The sequence below is a fragment of the Bradyrhizobium sp. 138 genome (assembly GCF_023074075.1).
In the GTDB taxonomy this organism is placed as follows: domain Bacteria; phylum Pseudomonadota; class Alphaproteobacteria; order Rhizobiales; family Xanthobacteraceae; genus Bradyrhizobium.
The window spans coordinates 103,323-122,101 of sequence record NZ_JADPKT010000007.1; the positions used below are offsets into that span (position 1 = coordinate 103,323).

The following is an 18,779-nucleotide window of genomic DNA, read 5'->3' on the forward strand; positions in this document are numbered from 1 at the left end:
GCTGGATTTGCCGGAAGGGCGGATGCACGTCCTGTGATGCAGGAACTTGGGTAAGATTTAGAAGGCGTACCGACAGATATAGCCCAATTCGCGTCTGACAAGTGCGCAGCGCATTACGGCTTAATCCGTCGGGCAGTTGAAGCTGATTCGCACAAAGAGGCCCAGCCGGCCATCTGGCTAGATGGGCCTCTTCGCTGATCATCCTTAATGGATGACTGCCTCAGAGGCCCGTTCCGATGGTATCGGAACGGGCCTCTGGATTTTAGTTTTGACGCATTTTCTTGACGCGAACCGGTATCCACTTCGCTCGAAAACGCTCTGCAGCCTTCAGGCGGCGGTCTTTTCCGCCTCGTCGTCCTTGTAGAGGTCCTCGCGCGAAACCTTCTTCTCGGTCACGTTGGCGAGCTCGAGGATGAAGTCGACCACCTTGTCCTCATAGATCGGTGCGCGAAGCTGGGCCAAGGCCTGGGCGTTGCTGCGGTAATAGTCCCAGACCTCCTTCTCGCGGCCGGGCATCGAGCGCGCGCGCTCGATCACGGCGCGGCCGACCTCGTCGTCGGTCACGGTGATCTTGTTCTTCTCGCCGATCTCGGAGAGCACGAGGCCGAGCCGCACGCGGCGGTCGGCGATCTTGCGGTACTCTTCCTTCGCCTTGTCCTCGGTGGTGTCCTCGTCGGCAAAGGTCTTGCCGGCGGAAGCCATCTCGGCCTTGACCGAGTTCCACATCAGATTGAACTCCTCGTCGACCAGCGAGGGCGGCGCCTCGAAGCGGTGTGCTTCGTCGAGACGGTCGAGCAGTGCGCGCTTGACGCGCTGGCGCGTCGCACCGGCAAACTCGGCAACCAGACGCTCGCGCGCGGCTTCCTTCAGCTTGTCCAGCGATTCCAGGCCGAGCGACTTGGCGAACTCGTCGTCGATGGCGAGATCCTGCGGCGCCTCGATCAGCGTCGCGGTGGTCTCGAACTCGGCCGGCTGGCCGGCGAGCTTGTCGTTCATGTAGTTCTTCGGGAACGACACTTTCAGCGTGCGCGTCTCATTGGCGCCAATGCCGATCAGCTGCTCCTCGAAGCCGGGAATGAAGGTGTTGGAGCCGATCGCGACCTGGATGCCCTCGCCGGTGCCGCCCTCGAAGACTTCGCCGTTGATGCTGCCCTTGAAGTTGATGGTGACGCGGTCGCCCGAGGCGGCCTTGGCGCCCTCGCCCTTGTCGGCAAAGGTGCGGTTGGTATCGGCGATGCGCTTGATCGCCTCATCGACGTCGGCGTCGGTGACGTCGGCGACGGGCTTCTCGACCTCAAAGGTCTTGAAGTCGGCGAGCGCAATCGAAGGCACCACCTCGATCGCGACCGTGTAGGTCAGATCGGTCTTGCCGCTCAAGAGTTCCTCGACCTCGGCCTGCTCGCTCGGCATGGTGATCTTCGGCTCGGTCGCAAGGCGAAAGCCGCGCTCGGAGAACAGCTGCGTGTTGGTGTCGCGGATGGTCTGGTCGATGGTCTCGGCCATCACCGAACGGCCATAGACCTTCTTGAGGTGAGCGACCGGCACCTTGCCGGGCCGGAAGCCGTTGATGCGAACCTTGTCCTTGAGGTCAACGAGCTTGGCGCCGGCCTTGGCGTCGAGATCAGACGCGGGAACGCTGATCTTGAACTCGTGCTTCAAACCTTCCGAGAGGGTCTCTGTGACCTGCATGGCGTCCAATCTTCTTCTCGTTCGGTCCCGGCGCGCATGCGTCGGGACGCTGTCATTAATCGATCCGGCGCGAGGCGAACGCCTCAACGCCGGTGCTTCATCGGACCGGCTCCCGGCGGACAAATATCCGCGCGGAAGCAGGTCTCGTAATCCGTGCAAACGCGATAAGCGCTTGGTGCGGGCGGAGGGACTCGAACCCCCACAACTTTCGTCACTGGAACCTAAATCCAGCGCGTCTACCAGTTCCGCCACGCCCGCGTGAAGTTGCATCAAGACCGGCCGCGATGCCGCGGGCGGCCGGGCTTATAGCATGTGCCTGACTGTTCGCAGCAAAAAAATGGCCCGATGGAGGCAGGCTTTACGTAAGCACGACGGCTGGACTTATCCAGCGCCGCGTGGTCGGGATCGGCGCATGAAACCTGGGATTTTTGACCCGACCCGACGCGAGCTTTTGGCCGGCCTTGGGGCCTCCCTTGGAGCTTCAGCAGCCGGGCTGATAGCGGGCGGCGCGGGTCCGCTCGTGACCGCCCAGCTCGCCCTTCAGGCGAGGCCGGCAACGCTGGCTCTGAGGCCGGGACAGCCGCCTACACCAATCTGGGAGCTCGCCGCCGTAAACCATCTCCGGGACGTCCGTCTGAGGCGTGGCGACCGTTGCCAAATAGTGTTTCGGAACGACCTGCCTGTGCCACTTGCGCCAGTCTGGTACGGCCTTGGCGGCGGGGCCCCGGCTGACCCGTTGGGGGGACGCGCGCCTGCGCCGCCAAATGCGGTGGAAACCTCAATCATTTCAATTCCCAATGCCGGAACCTTGCTGGCCGACTTCCGCCTGTTCGAGGACGGCCTGAAGCAGCCGGCGCGTCCACTTCCGATCATCGCGGCCGAGACCGGTCCAGTCGTCGTTGATCGCGACGAGGTCCTGCTGATCGAGGAATGGCGCCTGCAGCCGGATGGCACCGCCGTCCCGCCGGGCCAGGATCCGAAGGACGCGGGGCCGCTCTACACCATCAACGGGCAGACTTCATTCGAACTCTCAGCCGCGGGGAATCAGCGGCTGCGGCTGCGCTTTATCAACGGCTCGCAACGTACTGTTTTAGCAATCAAATTAGAAGGTCACGACGTCCGCGTCATGGCCCTGGACGGACAGCCGACCGAGCCATTTCCGGCCCGCAATGGCGCCCTCGTCCTGGCTCCCGGTGCGCGAGCCGACGCCTTCGTGGATGTCGAGACTTCGGCTCCCTTCCTGCTGCACGACGGCCAGTCAGCCCGCCAGATCGGAACCCTTTCGGTCTCTGGCGGAATCCGGCGGCGCGCGGAGCTGCAGCCGCTACAGCCACTGCCTCCGAACGATCTGCCCGACCGCCTCGACCTGAAAGGCGCTCTGCGGTTCGATGTAGCGCTGGGCGCAACCGACGCCGGCTGGATCCAGCCTGCAAGCTTCTCCACCGCCTCAATGCCCGCCTTCCGCGCCAAGGCCGGCCGCACCGTCGTGCTGGCCCTCAAGAACCCCGCCCCCGTCACCACCGTCTTCCATCTGCACGGCCACCCCTTCCGCCTGCTCGACAAGCTCGACGACGGCTGGAAGCCCTACTGGCTCGACACGCTCGCGATCGAGCCCGGCCAGACCCAGCGCATCGCGTTCGCGGCGACCTCGCCCGGACGATGGCTGATCGAATCCGTCGCCACCGAATGGGCCGCGCCGCGGTTGGTGCGCTGGTATGCGGTGGAGTGAGCGCTCAATATTCGATGCCCAGCGCATCGTAGATCCGCCGGTGCACGGCCGGCAGCGTCTCGGTGAGGTCCTCGGCGATCAGGCCCGGCCCGGCTTCGCGCGCGGCCTCGCCATGCATCCACACGCCGATGCTGGCGGCTTCGAATGCCGGCACGCCCTGCGCCAGCAGCCCTGCGATGATGCCGGAGAGAACGTCGCCGGCGCCGGCGGTGGCGAGCCAGGGCGGCGCGTTGGCGGCGATGGTGGCGCGGCCGTCGGGAGCGGCGATGGTGGTGTCGGGTCCCTTCAGCAGCACGACGGCGCCCGAGCGCTCGGCGGCGGCGCGCACGCGCTCCAGCTTGGAACGGCCCGGATGCTTGTTGCTGAGGTCGGAGAACAGGCGCGGAAACTCGCCCTCGTGCGGGGTCAGCACCACCGCATTGTCACCTGAGGATTTGATCGCTTCAAACAGGTGCTCGGGGGTTGCGGCAAAGCTCGTCAGCGCATCGGCATCGAGCACCAGATGACGCCGCGCGGCAAGCGCGGTGTGAACGAGATCGCAGGTGCGCTCGCCAATGCCCGCGCCGGGGCCGATGATGCAGGTGCCATAGCGCTTGTCGCCGAGCAGCTCGCCGAACTCGATGACCGTGTCGACGGGACGAACCATGACGGCCGTGAGCGCGGCCGCGTTGATCGCGAGCGCATCGCGCGGGCTCGCCAGCGTCACCAGCCCCGCCCCTGCCCGCAAAGCGCCGCGCGCGGCCAGCCGCGCAGCGCCGGTCGCCGCCGCATCGCCGGAGACCGCCAGCACATGGCCCCGCGCGTATTTGTGGCCCTCGATGCGCGGCACCGGAAAGGCGGCACCCCAGACGTCCGGATCGTTCTCGAAGGTCTGCGGCGCGATCTCGTCCAGCACCTGCGCCTCGATGCCGATGTCGGCGACGCGCACGCGGCCGCAATGCATCCGGCCCGGCAGCAAGAGATGCGCCGGCTTCTTGCGGAAGAAGGTGACGGTTTCGGTGGCGTTCACCGCCGCGCCCATCACGGCCGCGCTGGTGCCGTTGATGCCGCTCGGCAGGTCGACCGCGAGCACCACGGCGCCGTTGGCGTTGATCGCCTCGATCATCGCATGCGCCTCGCCGTCGACGGGACGGCTGAGGCCGGCGCCGAACAGCGCATCGATGATCAGCGCCGGCCGTCCGATCGCCTGCGGATTGAACGGCAGCAGCGGATGCTTCCAGCCGCGCGCGGCGGAGGCGGCATCGCCCTGGAGCTGGTCGCGCTCGCACATCGCGATCACCGAGACCTCCCGCCCCTGGGCGGCGAGCTCGGCGGCCGCGACAAAACCGTCGCCGCCATTGTTGCCGGGCCCGGCCACGATCAGGATCGGCCCCTCCTCCACCAGCGCCTGGGCGGCCTCGGCCACCGCCTGGCCCGCGCTCAGCATCAGCTTGAAACCGGGCGTGCCGGCCGCGATGGCGAGCTGGTCCGCGCGCTGCATTTCGGCGTTGGTCAGAACTTCCATGCCACTTCCCTAGTACAATCGCCTTTTCAACAGGCATCTTCCGCGCCGATCCGACGCGGGGAACAACGATCTGCACAGATATTGAACCGTTTGCCTATTTCATAGTCTTCGGTATTTTGTGCAGATCGGCGCCACCCCGCAGAGATGCTCGTAAAAGGCTGATAACGCTCCAATAATCAGGGCATTTGCAACTTGGCATAGACCCTGCTTTCGAGGAAGCCGCTTCGGTTCGTCGTGCTCACTGGCCTTTCTCAGGGTGTCGCCGGCCGTTGTTGCCGGACAGGTCAGGGATCCCGGCTTAGCGAAGACAAGATCGTGCGTTAAGAAAAGCGCATCCTGACGAAGACGTTGCTATTTGTTCGAAAGGCCGGGAGGCGCGCAGTGAAGAAAATCGAAGCCATCATCAAGCCATTCAAGCTCGACGAGGTGAAGGAAGCGCTTCAGGAAGTCGGCCTTCAGGGCATCACCGTCACCGAGGCCAAGGGCTTCGGCCGGCAGAAAGGTCACGCCGAGCTCTACCGCGGCGCAGAATACATCGTCGACTTCCTGCCCAAGGTGAAGATCGAGATCGTGATCGGCGACGATCTGGTCGAGCGCGCCATCGATGCGATCCGCCGCGCCGCGCAGACCGGACGCATCGGCGACGGCAAGATCTTCGTCTCCAACATCGAAGAGGCGATCCGCATCCGAACCGGCGAATCCGGGCTGGACGCTATCTGAGCCGGGTGCTATCCCGCATTTTGCGACACTCTGACAAGAAAAAGGCTGCTTCGGCGGCCTGATTTCGTTTGTGCGGTCGCGCGCGAACTCGCCAAAAGCGAAAACAATGTTGCTCACCTGGAAACCGACCCGCAGAGCCAAAAGGGGTATGCATGAAGACCGCCAAAGACGTCCTGAAATCGATCAAGGACAACGACGTCAAGTACGTCGACCTGCGCTTCACCGATCCGCGCGGCAAGTGGCAGCATGTGACGTTCGACGTCAGCATGATCGATGAAGACATCTTCGCCGAAGGAACGATGTTCGACGGCTCTTCGATTGCCGGCTGGAAGGCGATCAACGAGTCCGACATGTGCCTGATGCCCGATCCGGTGACCGCGACGATCGATCCGTTCTTCGCCGAGACCACCATGGTCATCACCTGCGACGTGCTCGAGCCGACCACCGGCGAGCCCTACAACCGCGACCCCCGCGGCATCGCCAAGAAGGCCGAGGCCATGGTGAAGTCGATGGGCGTCGGCGACAGCGTGTTCGTCGGCCCGGAAGCAGAGTTCTTCGTGTTCGACGACGTGCGCTTCTCTTCCACCCCCTACAACACCGGTTTCCGCCTCGACTCCTCGGAGCTGCCGACCAACACCGACACCGAATATGAAGGCGGCAACCTCGGCCACCGCATCCGCACCAAGGCCGGCTACTTCCCGGTGCCGCCGCAGGACTCCGTGCAGGACATGCGCTCTGAGATGCTCGGGGCCATGGCCAAGATGGGCGTCAAAGTCGAGAAGCATCACCACGAGGTCGCTTCCGCCCAGCACGAGCTGGGCATGAAGTTCGACACGCTGACGCTGATGGCCGACCACCTGCAGATCTACAAGTACTGCATCCATCAGGTCGCGCATATCTACGGCAAGACCGCCACCTTCATGCCGAAGCCGGTCTACGGCGACAACGGCTCGGGCATGCACGTGCACCAGTCGATCTGGAAGGACGGCAAGCCGGTGTTCGCCGGCAACAAGTATGCCGACCTGTCGGAGACCTGCCTCCACTACATCGGCGGCATCATCAAGCACGCCAAGGCGATCAACGCCTTCACCAACCCGTCGACCAACTCCTACAAGCGTCTGGTCCCGGGCTATGAGGCCCCAGTGCTGCTGGCCTACTCCGCGCGCAACCGCTCGGCCTCATGCCGCATCCCCTACACCGCTTCGCCGAAGGCCAAGCGTGTCGAGGTGCGCTTCCCCGATCCGCTTGCCAATCCCTATCTCGGCTTCGCTGCGATGCTGATGGCCGGCCTCGACGGCATCAAGAACAAGATCGATCCGGGTCCGGCGATGGACAAGGACCTCTACGACCTGCCGAAGGAAGAGTTGAAGCAGATCCCGACCGTCTGCGGCAGCTTGCGCGAAGCGCTGGAAAACCTCGACAAGGACCGCGGCTTCCTCAAGAACGGCGGCGTGTTCGACGACGACTTCATCGACGCTTACATCGAGCTGAAGATGACCGAAGTCGAGCGCTTCGAAATGACACCGCACCCGGTCGAGTTCGACATGTACTATTCGGGCTGATCGGCCCAAATTTCATGCGACAAGCAAAAGGCGCTTCCGATGGAAGCGCCTTTTCGCTTTTGGGGCATCGTAGGGTGGGTTAGCCCTGCAGATGCGCAAAGCGCAAATGCAGGGCGTAACCCACCGCTGTCTCTGGCCGAGCAAACAGAAGAGGTGGGTTACGCCGTACGTATTGCGCTTCGCGCAATCCGCCCCGCTAACCCACCCTACAGATTACGATCACCACGTCGCCGTGAACGCTTTCTGCAACTCCGCCGGCGCGGTCACGCCGCCTGCGATCAGCAATTGGGTGAGAACGCGCGCCTTCTGCGGATTGAGGTCCTCGGACACGACGAAACCGTTCTTGTCGTCGTCGACCTCGACGTTCCTTGTGACGAAGCCGGATCGAACCCGGGTGGAGCGGACGACGATGATGCCCTTCTTGGCCGCCGCTTCGAGCGCATCGAGCGCCGGCTTCGACGTGTTGCCGTCGCCGACACCGGCGAGCACGATGCCTTTGGCGCCATGCGCAATGGCGTCCTCGATCGGAACGGCGTCCATATTGGCGTGCGAATAGACGATCGCGACGCGCGGCAATTGCTCGCCCGCCGGCAGCCGATAGGTCGCGCGCCTGAAGCCGGCGCCCTGGGTCATGAAGCGAATGCCGCCGGCGGTGTCGACATAACCGATCGGCCCGTCATTGGGCGCGCCGAACGTCTCGATGCTGGTGGTGTTGGTCTTGGTCACCGAGCGCGCACTCTGGATCTTGTCGTTCAGCACCGCCATGACGCCGCGCCCGCGCGCGCGGGGATCGGCGGCCACCTGCACCGCCTCGTAGAGATTGCCGGGGCCGTCCGCGCTCACGGCCGTCGCCGGCCGCATCGAGCCGACGATCACCACCGGCTTGTCGCCGCCCACCACGTTGTCGAGAAAGAACGCGGTCTCCTCCAGCGTGTCGGTGCCGTGGGTGATGACGATTCCATCGGCCTCGTTCTTGTCGAAGGCGCCCTGGATGCGGCGGGCCAGCGCGAACCAGACCTTGTCGTTCATGTCCTGGGACCCGATCGACGAGATCTGCTCGGCATTCAGCTTGGCGAGCTTGTCGAGGCCCGGGACGGACTGCATCAGCTGCTCGCCGGTGATCTGGCCTGATTTGTACGCGCCCGTCGCACGCGCGTCGGCCTGGCCCGCGATGGTGCCGCCCGTCGCCAGCACCAGAATGCGGGGCAGATTGGCGCTGGGGGCGTCCTTGCCCGGCTCTGCGGCCTGAACCGCGGGGCCGATCGGCCACGCACAAAGTGCAAGGGCGACCAGTGGAACGGCAAGCATGAATGTCCGACGTTGGCGGCTTGCTGGGCTAATGGCGTGCTTCGTCATCGAATGTTTCTCCCCGTTGAGGTCGGTAACATTCGACACGCCCATTAGGGCCGAAGATGGGTCATTCTCGCGCGCTTACCGCTATGGATTGTCACGCCGCGGCATGAAATGGTCGAGCAGGCCCGTCGGCAGCGGAAACACGACGGTCGACGACCGTTCGCCCGCGATGTCGTGCAGGGCCGCGAAATAGCGCAACTGCATCGCCTGAGGCTCCTGCGCGAGAATGCGGCCGGCTTCGACCAGCTTTTCAGCAGCCTGCTGCTCGCCCATCGCATTGATCACCTTGGCCCGCCGCAAGCGCTCCGCCTCGGCCTGTTTGGCAATCGCGCGAACCATGGTTTCGTTGATGTCCACGTCCTTGATCTCGATGCCGGTGACCTTGATCCCCCAGACATCGGTCTGCTTGTCGAGGATCTCCTGGATGTCCGCGTTCAGCCTGTCGCGCTCGGCAAGCATCTCGTCGAGCTCGTGCTTGCCGAGCACCGAGCGCAACGTCGTCTGGGCGAGCTGGCTGGTGGCGGCCATGTAGTCGCCGACCTTGATGATGGCCCGTTCGGGGTCGACAATGCGGAAGTACAGAACGGCGTTGACCTTGACGGACACGTTGTCCCGCGAAATCACGTCCTGCGGCGGCACCACCTGCACCATCACCCGCAGATCGACCTTGACGAGCTGCTGCACGACCGGAACGAGGATGATGAGGCCGGGGCCCTTCACGCCGGTAAAGCGGCCGAGCGTAAAGATGACGCCACGCTCGTACTCGCGCAGAATTCGAATAGCCTGGGATAGAAACAGGACGACAAGCAGCGCGAGCGCCGCATAGGTCGAATATTCCAGCATCATGAAGAGCCTCCCTCGCCTGTTCGCGCCGGCGCGCGCCGTATCAGCACCGTAAGGTCGACGACGCTTGCGATTTCGACCATCTCTCCGGGCTTGAACGTGTCGGCGCCGCGCGCCTGCCAGCGCTCACCATGGGCGAACACATGGCCTTCGCTCCCGTTCCAGTCGAGAACCTCGGCGGGCAGGCCGCGCATGGCCTGCGCGCCGACGAGTGCAGGAGCTTTACGGATGCGCCGAAGCGAACCAAGCACGACGAGAGCAAAGCCGGCGAACGCGGCCGCGGTGATGCCGATCACCCACCACGACAGGCGGTAGCCGGGCGCCTCGGCCCTGAACAGCATCAGGGCTCCCAGCACGAAGGCGATGATCCCTCCGAAGCCGACCACCACGGTCGGGTTGAAGGCTTCGACGGTGAGAAGCACGAGTCCGACCAGCATCAGGGCGAGGCCGGCATAATTGATCGGCAGCAAATTGAGTGCATAGAGGCCGATCAGCAGGCAGATCGCGCCGACGACTCCCGGGGCGACGGCACCGGGAGACATGAACTCGAAGATCAGGCCGTAGATGCCAATCATCAGGAGAATGAACGCCACGTTCGGATCGGTGATGACCGCCAGGAAGCGGGAGATCCGTCCGGGGTCGATGGCTTCGACGATGGCATCCTTCGTCGCGAGGCGCTGCGTCTTGCCGCCCACGACCTCCACCACACGACCATCGAGCTGCCGCAGCAATTCAGCCTGGTCGCGCGCGACGAGATCGATGGCATGTGCCTCCAGCGCCCCGTTGGCAGAGAGTGTAGCAGCCTCCCGGACCGCCTTCTCAGCCCAGTCCGCATTGCGGCTGCGCAGCTCCGCAAGGCTGCGGATGAAGGCGACGGCATCGTTCGTCGCCTTCGCCGTCATCGCGTCCTTCGGCTCATCCTTCTTGTCTTTGCTGTCTTTGTCCGGTGTACCGCTCGGCAGCCCCGGAAGCGGCCCGCCAATCTGCACCGGCGTCGCCGCACCGATATTGGTGCCCGGTGCCATGGCCGCGACGTGGGTCGCATAAAGGATATAGGTCCCCGCACTCGCCGCATGGGCGCCGGAGGGGGCGACGTAACCGATGACAGGGATGGGCGAGGCGAGCACATCCGCGATGATCTCGCGCATGCTGGAATTGAGACCGCCGGGTGTGTTCATTCTCAGAAGCACGACCTCGGCACGCCGCTCGCTTGCCTGGGCCAAGGCCTCCTTCACGTAACTGGCCGACGCAGGGCCAATGGCCCCGTCGATCGAAACAATCAGTGCAAGACGCCTGCTCTCCTCCGCTGGGCTGGGAAGGAGGCAGCAGGTCAAAGCCACGACGCTGATCGCCGCAACGAGGGCCGCCTTCATGGTCTGCACGGCAGGGCTCCCTTGCAGAGCATATGGTGCGCGTCTCGTGAACCTCAATGCTGTCCGAGGAGACCGGCGCTGCGATTGTGCAACGCAATGGAAATGGCCATGCAGGATGCGATGTGGTCGGTTGGCAAAAGCGCGGGCGGATCATGCCTGCGGCTGATCCGCCGTGCGCCAAGCGCTGCTACCGTGTCACTCTCACGCCATCGGGCCCGATCGTGCCGAACGTCCCGGCGATGATCTCAGCCGTCGGCTGCATGCCGCCGAGCGACCAGTGCGAGGCCTCCTGCTCCTCGATCCTGACCCAGACGTTGCGGCGGAAATCCGGGTTGTTCTGCCCTTCGACCTCGACCATCAGGTCGGTGACGCGTTCGAGCAGCGTCTTCTTCTGGGCAGCGTCCAGGATACCGCGCACGGTGGAAATGGTGACGTAAGGCATGTCTCTCTCCGTTCATGTCATGTGACGAGACCGGAAGATTGGACCGGACAGCGCCGGCAAGGCAGTGGCGGATAAGACAGAGATCGCGCAATTTCCGCCATGCGGCTCGCACAGCGATCGGGTAACATCGCGGCACCTGTCCGGAGGACCCATGAAGGTCGCAATTCTCGCGGTGGAAGGTTGCATGCATTCGGCGATCGCGGGGATCGCCGACATCCTGTCGCTCGCCAACCATGTCATGCAGCAGAGCGCCGCAAAATCCCGCTTCACCTGCCAGACGCTGTCGCTCGACGGCAAGCCCGTGCGTGCCGGCGGCGGCCGGATGGTGGCCGTCGATGGCGCGATCGATAGACACGCTCGCTTCGACGCGATCATCGTACCAGGCAACCTCGTCGATCACGTAACGGCCGAGCGGCTGCAACCGCAATATGCCCGTGCCGGCGCCTGGCTCCGGCAGCAGCACGCTAACGGCCGGCTGATCGGCGCGTTCTGCAGCGGCGTGTTCCTGCTGGCCGGCGCCGGGCTGCTCGACAACCGCCGCGCCACCATCACCTGGTGGCTGCAAGGCGAGCTGCGGCAACGCCATCCCACGATCGACCTCGCGGCCGACGCAGTCATCACGGCTGCGGACCGCCTCGTCTGCGCCGCCGGGCCGATGTCATGGGTCGACCTCCTGCTCAGGCTGATCGAGATGATCGAAGGCAAAGAGATCGCGAAGTTGTGCGCGGACTACGTCGTCATCGACACGGCCCAGCGGACCCAGTCGATCTTCATGCCCGTCGGCTATTTGCTCTCGCAGGACCCGCTGCTGACCAGAGCCGACCTGCTGGTTCGCCGCACCGGCAAGGCGCCGATGACGGTCAAGCGCCTTGCCGGCGCGCTCGGCCTCAGCGAGCGTACGCTGAACCGGAAATTTCAGGAGCTCACGCACGAACCGCCGCAAGCCTTCATCATGCGCCGCCGCGTCGAGCACGCGCGCACGCTGCTGGAGACGACGACGCAACCGATCAAGGCCATCGCACGCACGGCCGGCTACGAGGATGAGAGCAGCTTTCGCAAGGCGTTCCGCAAGCTGTACCTTGATGTCACCGCAGGCCTATCGCGCCCGGCGGATGGAGCGGACGGTGTAGAGACAAGCCTTGCGTGTCAGATCCGTCGGTTTTCGTTCTGCATCTGACTCCACTTCGTTCTCAAAGAACAAATCAGATCCGCAAAAACGGGGACGGACCAATTCCTACTGATTGGTTTATTCCGTCCGAGATTTGGAATGCGGCTTGAATGCATGGAGCCAGTTCTCGTAGGGCGGATTAGCCGAAGGCGTAATCCGCCGACTGTTCGCGACGCTCACGCAGATTCGCCAAAGTCACCGTCCGCGCTGCTATCCCCCGCCCAATCCTCGGGAAACAGCCCGGCCTCGACATCTCGGTGAAACGACGAATGTGGCCAGTCCAACACGCGGGTCACATATCCGTGCTTGACTGGATTGATGTAACAATACTCGACATGGCGTGCATAGTCGGCCTCGTCGCTGATGAGGTGCTCCCAGAATCGGTTCTGCCATATGCCACGTTCCCGTCCTGCGATCTGTACCGCCGTGAGGGGCTCCGTCTTCGGCAAGGTCTTGACGAATCGCGTCTTGATCAACCTCCACCGCATGGAAAAATCGGCATCGCCGTCCGGAAGCGTCCAGACAGCATGAGGGTGGTTCGGAAGAACGACAAACGCATCGATTGTGAAAGAATAGTCCCGACGCGTCGCTGCAACGGCCGCGCGCAGCGCTGCGATGTGCTCGACAAGCAGCCTCTGCTTCCGGTCGAGAAGATTGACCGTGAAGAACCAGCAACCACCCGGAACAAATGCACGGCGATAGTTTGGCATTGAAGCTGCCCGATCAGGTCAAGATGGCGGATTACGCCTTCGGCTAATCCGCCCTACGCACCAGCACACATCGTCACTTGTCCGGAAAGTTGACGAAGCGGATCGTCATCCGACAGCCACCTTGCATCTGACGGCCAAGCGCGCCGCCCGTCCAGTCGGTGACGAAGCCGCTCCCATTCGAAGCCGCTGACGAGGAACGGCTTGCCGTTGGCCTTCTGCACATCGGCAAGGCTCGATCCGATCGTGACGCCGGCGACGTTCCAGAGGCTGGTCTTGCCGGCGTCGCGCAAAGTCAGGCCGGAGGCGCGCCCGGCCTTGTCGTCGGTGAAGGCGACCTCGATGCGGCGGTCCCTCGCCTTTGGAAACAGCACGATCCCCTTGTCTCGCCCTCGGCGCCCGGCAGGTCCTGCACCACGGCGTCCTTGCCGTAGCGCTGTTTCAGGGTCTTCTCGGTGTCGTCAGGCCGCCACCGGCGAAGTGCAGGTGATCGGCCCCTCCTGCGCCGGAGCGCTTTGGGCAAATGCGGAGGACGCGAGCAAGAGAAGGACCCTGACGGTGACGCTGCGCTTCGTCGCGAGACAATCCAACAGTTGGCTTCAGCAGGTCCAGCTCAGGAATACCCTGCGGTAGGGCCTAGGCGCTCGTAATGACGGAAAGCGCGTTCCCCAGTCCAGCTCACAGCCGCGCATCGCGGATCGACTTTCGCAATCTCGCCGATGCTTTCGAGTTGTGCCGGATGATCGACGCGCGCTACCTTCCAGTTCGTTCGAAAGCAACTGCCGCCAGTTCCGAACAGCCAAATGCTGGACTCCGAATGCGACATCATGAACGAGGCCCGCCCCGACGATCCATCGCACACTGGCTCTGTTGCATTTGGCAGAAGGCCGCGCACCACTTCGGCTGTTGCTGGGTCGAGATAAAAAAGGTTCGTACCTTCCGCAGCAATGCAGAAGGTGATCAGGCCACCATCTCGAGGAATCAGAGCAGCGCGTGGGCAGGGCGCGGGTCCCACCCGAGTTTGAACGATCGTCTCCGGAACGTCCTTCTGCCACAAAACCTGCCCCTGAGCCCATCACCGCGATCAAATCATTCAGGACAGCGACCGAAGCGCCTCGTCCTGTTCCGAACGTCTTCTCCCAGATGATCTTTCCATCGCCAGATATCCGCGCGAGCCAATTTGTATCGTCTTCTCTGCCGACAATTACCGCGTCGCCGGAGGACAAGACCGCCATGTCAAATATGGCATGCTCACGCTTGCGCGCAGTTACAATTTCCCAAACCAGATGTCCGTCCGGGCCGAGCTTTGCGAGGTAGGCATCTGACAAAGGAGCGCTGGCATATGATCGCCCAATATTCGTCGTCCCACCGATCCAGATCGAGCCGTCGGCCGCCACTGCCGAATGAATGTCGTACGGAATTAGCTTCTTCGCGCTCTGAAGCGGAACGCGCGATCCTACACCCAGCGCGCTCGCGCTAATCAACAATGACAGGCGCTGCTCACGATCCTGGAGAACGAGAACGGCCGTTCCGTTCGCTGCTGGGGCAATGTCGACTATCCTGACGTCCGGGATGGACCAAAGGTATTTGGACGACGTTATCAGACCATGGCCATCGTTCGGCTCCGCCGACAGGGGTCCGTTCAGGCAGGCTAACAAGCCAAGAGCGAACAATAAGGCGCCTAACTTCCGAAGGGCCTGCGAAATGAGACTATACCCATCGAGCCTCGACAATTCTCTGATCTGTCGTATGTCTGGCATGTTCGTCCCTACAGCGCGCAGGCTATTTGAAATGTGTGAGCGCACAAGGGGAAAGTTGACGACGGCAAACGCAGCACACCAACACGCACCGTCGGTCGTGGCGGCCGGCACATCAAGAGTCATTGACGTCTTCAACGCTCCGCTTCTTCTCCGTCATGCTTGGCATGCCTGCGGAGCACAAGGTCCAGAATGACGAACAGAGGTCGAGCCCCCGCGAGGCGTCGGGCAAAACACCCCGTCAAGCCCTCCTCGCAAAAATATTCCACTTTCCCGAATTTCGGATTTGTGGCATACAGCCGCCATCCCGGCCCTTGCCAAAGGGGCGCTTCGCGATCGTCACGAGATGCGGGCCGGGTGGCGGTGGACGCGGTAGCGCCGGCGCGGCATGCATGAGACAGGGCGGGCGACCGTGAGTCCTCAGGCGGCGCGATACGACACGGCGCGGTCACAGCGGTCTCGTTGATGTCCGGGGGCGAGCACACGCAAGCCTCCAGGCATTTCGGCGGGATCGTCCGCGGACGGAGAAGTCGTGTGGTCCTGACGCCCGGGGTTCTGGCGTCAAGTCATGTGGTGATGTGGCGGCCAACCGGTGCGCGCATCGATCATCCGCAAGGCGACGGGGGCAATAGTGCAACGCTCCCCGGGGAGAGCACGAAGGACACCGTTAAAACCATCCGCGCAGGGAAGGCCGGGCGACCGGCACACCTGTGGTCCACCCCGTGTGCGTTTTTCGATGCACGCGGACCGCGGGTGCCGCCGGCGCCCGGCCTTCCCTGCGCCCTTTGGTCCTCATGGGGTGCAAACGACAGCAAGCCTCGGGCGAAACGGGCCGCGAGATTGCGAAGGCGCGTCTGCGAGTTGAACTGAGAGTTGGGGGATGCCGACGATCGACCTTGCTCCGTCATTGCAAGGGGCCCTTGCGACGAAGCAATCCAGGCTGCCGCTGCGGAACGACTCTGGATTGCTTCCGCCTTCGCCAAGGCTTCGGCGGACAAGTCGCTGCGCTCGCAATGACGATGCCGCTGAAGACTCGCGCCAAACCACCCTCGCCGCGTGCGGCTCAGGCCGCTGCCTTCTGCCTTGCGACCATCGCTTCGCCGAACGCCTCGAACAGCTTGCGGTTGATCGGATTGTGCTGGGGATCGTATTCGGCGTGCCATTGCACGCCGAGTGCAAAGGTCGGGGCTTCCGCGATGCGGATCGCCTCGATGGTGCCGTCCTCGGCGATGCCCTCGATCAGCACGCGCTTGCCGGGCTCCAAGATGCCCTGCCCGTGCAGCGAATTGACCCGGATCTTCTCGCAGCCGAGCAATCTTGCGAACGCCCCGCCGGGCGTCAGGTCGACGTCGTGACGGTCGGCGAACACGACGGTCGGATCGGGATGGATCTCGCCGTTCTCGAGCCGGGGCATGCGATGGTTCATGCGGCCGGGAATTTCGCGGATCTCGGGATGCAGCGAGCCGCCGAAGGCGACGTTCATCTCCTGCAGGCCGCGGCAGATGCCGAACAGCGGAATGCCGCGGGATACGCAGGCGACCGAGAGCGCCAGCGCCACCTCGTCGCGGTGGATGTCGTAGGGCTCGTGCCGCTCGCACGGGTCGACATTGAAGCGGGTCGGATGGACATTGGCGCGGGCGCCGGTCAGCACGATCCCGTCGACCACGTCGAGCAGCGCGCCGATATCGGTGATGTCAGGCGCGCCCGCGAACATCATCGGCAAGCCGCCGGAGACCTCGGCCACGGCCCGCAAATTGCGCTCGCCCACCATCTGGACCTGAAATCGATTTTCGACGCGATGGGAATTCCCGATCACGCCGACGACCGGCTTTCTCATCTATCTTTCCGCGCCTCTCCGTTAAGAAGATTCCCAAACATGCCCCTCCGATGGAACAAATTCAACAGAAGGGATCGCGGGACGGCAATGCTATTTTCGCGCAAATGCCTCCCGTGCCTCGCCCCCGGCGGGCAGGCCGGCGGCCTGCAGTGCGGTTGCCGCCGGATCGCCCGGCGCGGCCAGCCAGGGCAGTTTCGCGTTGATTCCGCGCGTCACGGGGTCCCCGAGCGCGCCACCGAAATCAATCGGCCAGAACCCGTTGGGCACGATTTCGGCGTTAAGGCCACGGATCGCGTAGCCCTCGCCGAGAGCCGCCTCCGCATGGTCGCCGGCGACAAGGCGCGCGGTCTTGGGATCATTGGGATCGCCAAAGCTCACGAGCACCGGGATGAGGTCTCCCTGCACCGGGACTACGCCGGTCTGCCGGTGGATATCGTTGAACGAGACGCGGCTGCCGCGCGCGGCGCCATAGGCGCGGAGCGCGACATAGTTGATGTCATCGAAGTCCAGCTTGGCGCCCTGCCGGTGCGCCAGCAACGCCACCAGATTCTTGCCTTTGCCACGGTCTTTGCCATGGTCTTGCCCGAGGTCGACGAACACCGCCTCCCCGCGCATCGTGGTGCGGCCGCCGCGGTTATAATTGCGGTCGGGCACGACGGCGAGAATGCCGGACCCGGTCTTGATCCCGTCAGGCGTCATCACCTCGACCGTGAGGCGAAATTTGTGGCCGGGCCGGTTGATGCGGATCTGATCGCCGATCACGAGCACGGCCAGGAGCCCGAGCAGACCGGCCCATTTGCTGATGAAGCTCAAACGGCCCCCGTTGTTCTTTCCTCATCGCTCTGCACCGTCGGCGCGCCGGCGTCAAACTAGCGCGTTGACGCGGCCTTGATCGGACGCGCATTTGCCGAGAGAGTGCGGCGCGAACCGCGCTGAAAAGGACCCGATGTGACCATGTCCAAAGATGAACGCACCCGCACCCAGGCTTGGGATCAGGCTTGGGCGATCACGGTCGGGGGCATCGGCGTGGTGCTGTTCACCGCGCTGCTCGCCTTCACCTGGTATTTCGCCGCCACGGTGCTGCTGATCTTCACCGGCATGCTGCTCGGTCTCGGCCTCAACGCGCTGACGATCGCGCTCGGCCGCCGCGTGCCCCTGCCGCATGCGCTGCGGCTCGCGATCGTCTGCACCGCGCTCGCTTTGATGCTCGCCGGCATCGCCTATCTCGGCGGCGCCACCATTGCCGAGCAGGCTTCGCTCTTGAGCAAGACCCTCAAGTCGCAGCTCGCCAATGTCCGGTCCTTCCTCGACAGCCACGGCATCGACACCAGCTTTTTCGATCTCGGCAACACTGCGTCTGAGTCCTCGGTCAATGCGCCATCGGAGGCGACGCCCGTACCGGCAGCGCCCTCGCGCGGTGCCTTGCCGGGCGCGGGCGCGCTGGCGTCGAGCGGCGGCGCGATCGTGAGCCAGACTTTCAAGCTGCTGCTCGGCACCATCCACGGTGTCGGCAACATCTTCATCGTGCTGTTCCTGGGCCTCGCCTTCGCCGCCCAGCCCGCCGTCTATCACGACGGCCTCTTGTTCCTGGCGCCGGCCAGGCACCGCACCCGCGTCGCTCTCGTCATCGACCGTATCGCCGAAACACTGGAGCGCTGGCTGATCGCGCAGATCATCGTCATGCTCGCGGTCGGCGCGGTGACCTGGATCGGGCTGGCCCTCATCGGCATCCCCGGCTCGTTCATCCTGGGGATTCAGGCCGGCCTGCTCGCCTTCATCCCGACCGTCGGGGCCATCATCGCCGGCGTCATCGTGGTGCTGGCAAGCCTGGCCTCGGGCTGGATTCCGGCGCTCTCGGCCTTTCTGCTGTTCATGGGCGTGCACGCCATGGAGAGCTACGCGCTGACGCCGATCCTGCAGCGGCAGGCGCTCGACATCCCGCCGGCCACGCTGTTCGCGTTCCAGATCCTGCTCGGCGTCGTGTTCGGCATCTGGGGCCTTGCGCTGGCGCTGCCGCTGGTCGCCATCGCCAAGGTCATGATCGACCATTTCAAGACGTATGAGGAGATGCCGCTGGCCGAGGCGGCCTGACCCG

15 protein-coding genes and 1 tRNA gene are annotated in these 18,779 nt (G+C 64.0%); 5 read left to right on the top strand and 11 right to left on the bottom strand.

Going from position 1 to position 18,779, the window contains the following annotated elements; all coding sequences use genetic code 11:
- Positions 1-327 precede the first annotated feature (327 nt).
- Together tig and IVA79_RS04850 are read right to left on the bottom strand one after the other, a co-directional pair.
- The gene (gene tig / locus IVA79_RS04845; protein WP_247550726.1) at positions 328-1,689 is read right to left on the bottom strand and encodes a trigger factor; all 1,362 of its coding nucleotides are present in this window, start codon (positions 1,687-1,689) and stop codon (positions 328-330) included.
- A 173-nt stretch (positions 1,690-1,862) separates the two neighbouring features.
- Positions 1,863-1,947, bottom strand: a tRNA-Leu gene (locus IVA79_RS04850).
- Positions 1,948-2,101: 154 nt separating this feature from the next.
- Here IVA79_RS04850 and IVA79_RS04855 point away from each other — a divergent pair.
- The gene (locus tag IVA79_RS04855; protein WP_247550727.1) at positions 2,102-3,418 is read left to right on the top strand and encodes a multicopper oxidase domain-containing protein; all 1,317 of its coding nucleotides are present in this window, start codon (positions 2,102-2,104) and stop codon (positions 3,416-3,418) included.
- Positions 3,419-3,422: 4 nt separating this feature from the next.
- Here the strand turns inward: IVA79_RS04855 and IVA79_RS04860 are convergent, their stop codons facing one another.
- Complete coding sequence (locus IVA79_RS04860; protein ID WP_247550728.1) at positions 3,423-4,922, bottom strand: NAD(P)H-hydrate dehydratase; 1,500 nt, start codon at positions 4,920-4,922, stop codon at positions 3,423-3,425.
- Positions 4,923-5,303: 381 nt separating this feature from the next.
- Here IVA79_RS04860 and IVA79_RS04865 point away from each other — a divergent pair, with 381 nt between their 5' ends.
- Both IVA79_RS04865 and glnA read left to right on the top strand, forming a co-directional pair.
- Positions 5,304-5,642, top strand: a complete 339-nt coding sequence (locus IVA79_RS04865) for a P-II family nitrogen regulator (protein WP_007603495.1) — start codon at positions 5,304-5,306, stop codon at positions 5,640-5,642.
- 152 nt (positions 5,643-5,794) lie between these two features.
- On the top strand, positions 5,795-7,204 hold the full coding sequence (gene glnA / locus IVA79_RS04870; RefSeq protein WP_247550729.1) for a type I glutamate--ammonia ligase: 1,410 nt from the start codon (positions 5,795-5,797) through the stop codon (positions 7,202-7,204).
- Between the two features lie 219 nt (positions 7,205-7,423).
- On the opposite strand, the gene IVA79_RS04875 is transcribed toward glnA, so the two are convergent.
- From IVA79_RS04875 to IVA79_RS04890, 4 genes are all read right to left on the bottom strand, one after another.
- Entirely contained in the window at positions 7,424-8,512 is a 1,089-nt protein-coding gene (locus IVA79_RS04875) for an asparaginase (protein ID WP_247550730.1), read from the bottom strand.
- Between the two features lie 129 nt (positions 8,513-8,641).
- Positions 8,642-9,403, bottom strand: a complete 762-nt coding sequence (locus tag IVA79_RS04880; RefSeq protein ID WP_247550731.1) for a slipin family protein — start codon at positions 9,401-9,403, stop codon at positions 8,642-8,644.
- Positions 9,400-10,782 (bottom strand): nodulation protein NfeD, encoded by a 1,383-nt coding sequence (locus tag IVA79_RS04885; RefSeq protein ID WP_247550732.1) that lies wholly within the window; start codon positions 10,780-10,782, stop codon positions 9,400-9,402. The genes IVA79_RS04880 and IVA79_RS04885 overlap by 4 nt, the downstream gene beginning before the upstream one ends.
- 178 nt (positions 10,783-10,960) lie before the next feature.
- Positions 10,961-11,215, bottom strand: coding sequence for a tautomerase family protein (locus tag IVA79_RS04890; protein ID WP_247550733.1), 255 nt, complete (start codon positions 11,213-11,215; stop codon positions 10,961-10,963).
- Between the two features lie 151 nt (positions 11,216-11,366).
- On the opposite strand from IVA79_RS04890, the gene IVA79_RS04895 reads away from it, so the two are divergent.
- Positions 11,367-12,392: a helix-turn-helix domain-containing protein gene (locus tag IVA79_RS04895; RefSeq protein ID WP_247550734.1), complete on the top strand. Its 1,026-nt coding sequence runs from the start codon at positions 11,367-11,369 to the stop codon at positions 12,390-12,392.
- A gap of 167 nt (positions 12,393-12,559) precedes the next feature.
- On the opposite strand, the gene IVA79_RS04900 is transcribed toward IVA79_RS04895, so the two are convergent.
- From IVA79_RS04900 to IVA79_RS04915, 4 genes are all read right to left on the bottom strand, one after another.
- On the bottom strand, positions 12,560-13,093 hold the full coding sequence (locus IVA79_RS04900) for a transposase (RefSeq protein ID WP_247550735.1): 534 nt from the start codon (positions 13,091-13,093) through the stop codon (positions 12,560-12,562).
- Between the two features lie 53 nt (positions 13,094-13,146).
- On the bottom strand, positions 13,147-13,464 hold the full coding sequence (locus tag IVA79_RS36900) for a hypothetical protein (protein ID WP_346658145.1): 318 nt from the start codon (positions 13,462-13,464) through the stop codon (positions 13,147-13,149).
- Positions 13,465-15,910: 2,446 nt separating this feature from the next.
- The gene (locus tag IVA79_RS04910) at positions 15,911-16,684 is read right to left on the bottom strand and encodes a gamma-glutamyl-gamma-aminobutyrate hydrolase family protein (protein ID WP_247550736.1); all 774 of its coding nucleotides are present in this window, start codon (positions 16,682-16,684) and stop codon (positions 15,911-15,913) included.
- A 90-nt stretch (positions 16,685-16,774) separates the two neighbouring features.
- Positions 16,775-17,497: a hypothetical protein gene (locus tag IVA79_RS04915; protein ID WP_247550737.1), complete on the bottom strand. Its 723-nt coding sequence runs from the start codon at positions 17,495-17,497 to the stop codon at positions 16,775-16,777.
- 135 nt (positions 17,498-17,632) lie between these two features.
- Between IVA79_RS04915 and IVA79_RS04920 the strand changes: the two genes are divergently transcribed.
- Positions 17,633-18,775 carry an AI-2E family transporter gene (locus IVA79_RS04920; RefSeq protein ID WP_247550738.1) on the top strand — a complete coding sequence of 381 codons (1,143 nt, stop codon included), beginning with the start codon at positions 17,633-17,635 and terminating at the stop codon, positions 18,773-18,775.
- Positions 18,776-18,779 lie beyond the last annotated feature (4 nt).

What these genes read in the sequence shown, in the direction of transcription:
- IVA79_RS04860 (WP_247550728.1), bottom strand. Translation starts at nt 4,922, where the DNA reads ATGGAAGTTCTGACCAACGCCGAAATGCAGCGCGCGGACCAGCTCGCC.
- IVA79_RS04875 (WP_247550730.1), bottom strand. Translation starts at nt 8,512, where the DNA reads ATGCTTGCCGTTCCACTGGTCGCCCTTGCACTTTGTGCGTGGCCGATC.
- IVA79_RS04895 (WP_247550734.1), top strand. Translation starts at nt 11,367, where the DNA reads ATGAAGGTCGCAATTCTCGCGGTGGAAGGTTGCATGCATTCGGCGATC.
- IVA79_RS04910 (WP_247550736.1), bottom strand. Translation starts at nt 16,684, where the DNA reads ATGAGAAAGCCGGTCGTCGGCGTGATCGGGAATTCCCATCGCGTCGAA.
- IVA79_RS04880 (WP_247550731.1), bottom strand. Translation starts at nt 9,403, where the DNA reads ATGATGCTGGAATATTCGACCTATGCGGCGCTCGCGCTGCTTGTCGTC.
- IVA79_RS04890 (WP_247550733.1), bottom strand. Translation starts at nt 11,215, where the DNA reads ATGCCTTACGTCACCATTTCCACCGTGCGCGGTATCCTGGACGCTGCC.
- IVA79_RS04900 (WP_247550735.1), bottom strand. Translation starts at nt 13,093, where the DNA reads ATGCCAAACTATCGCCGTGCATTTGTTCCGGGTGGTTGCTGGTTCTTC.
- glnA (WP_247550729.1), top strand. Translation starts at nt 5,795, where the DNA reads ATGAAGACCGCCAAAGACGTCCTGAAATCGATCAAGGACAACGACGTC.
- tig (WP_247550726.1), bottom strand. Translation starts at nt 1,689, where the DNA reads ATGCAGGTCACAGAGACCCTCTCGGAAGGTTTGAAGCACGAGTTCAAG.
- IVA79_RS04855 (WP_247550727.1), top strand. Translation starts at nt 2,102, where the DNA reads ATGAAACCTGGGATTTTTGACCCGACCCGACGCGAGCTTTTGGCCGGC.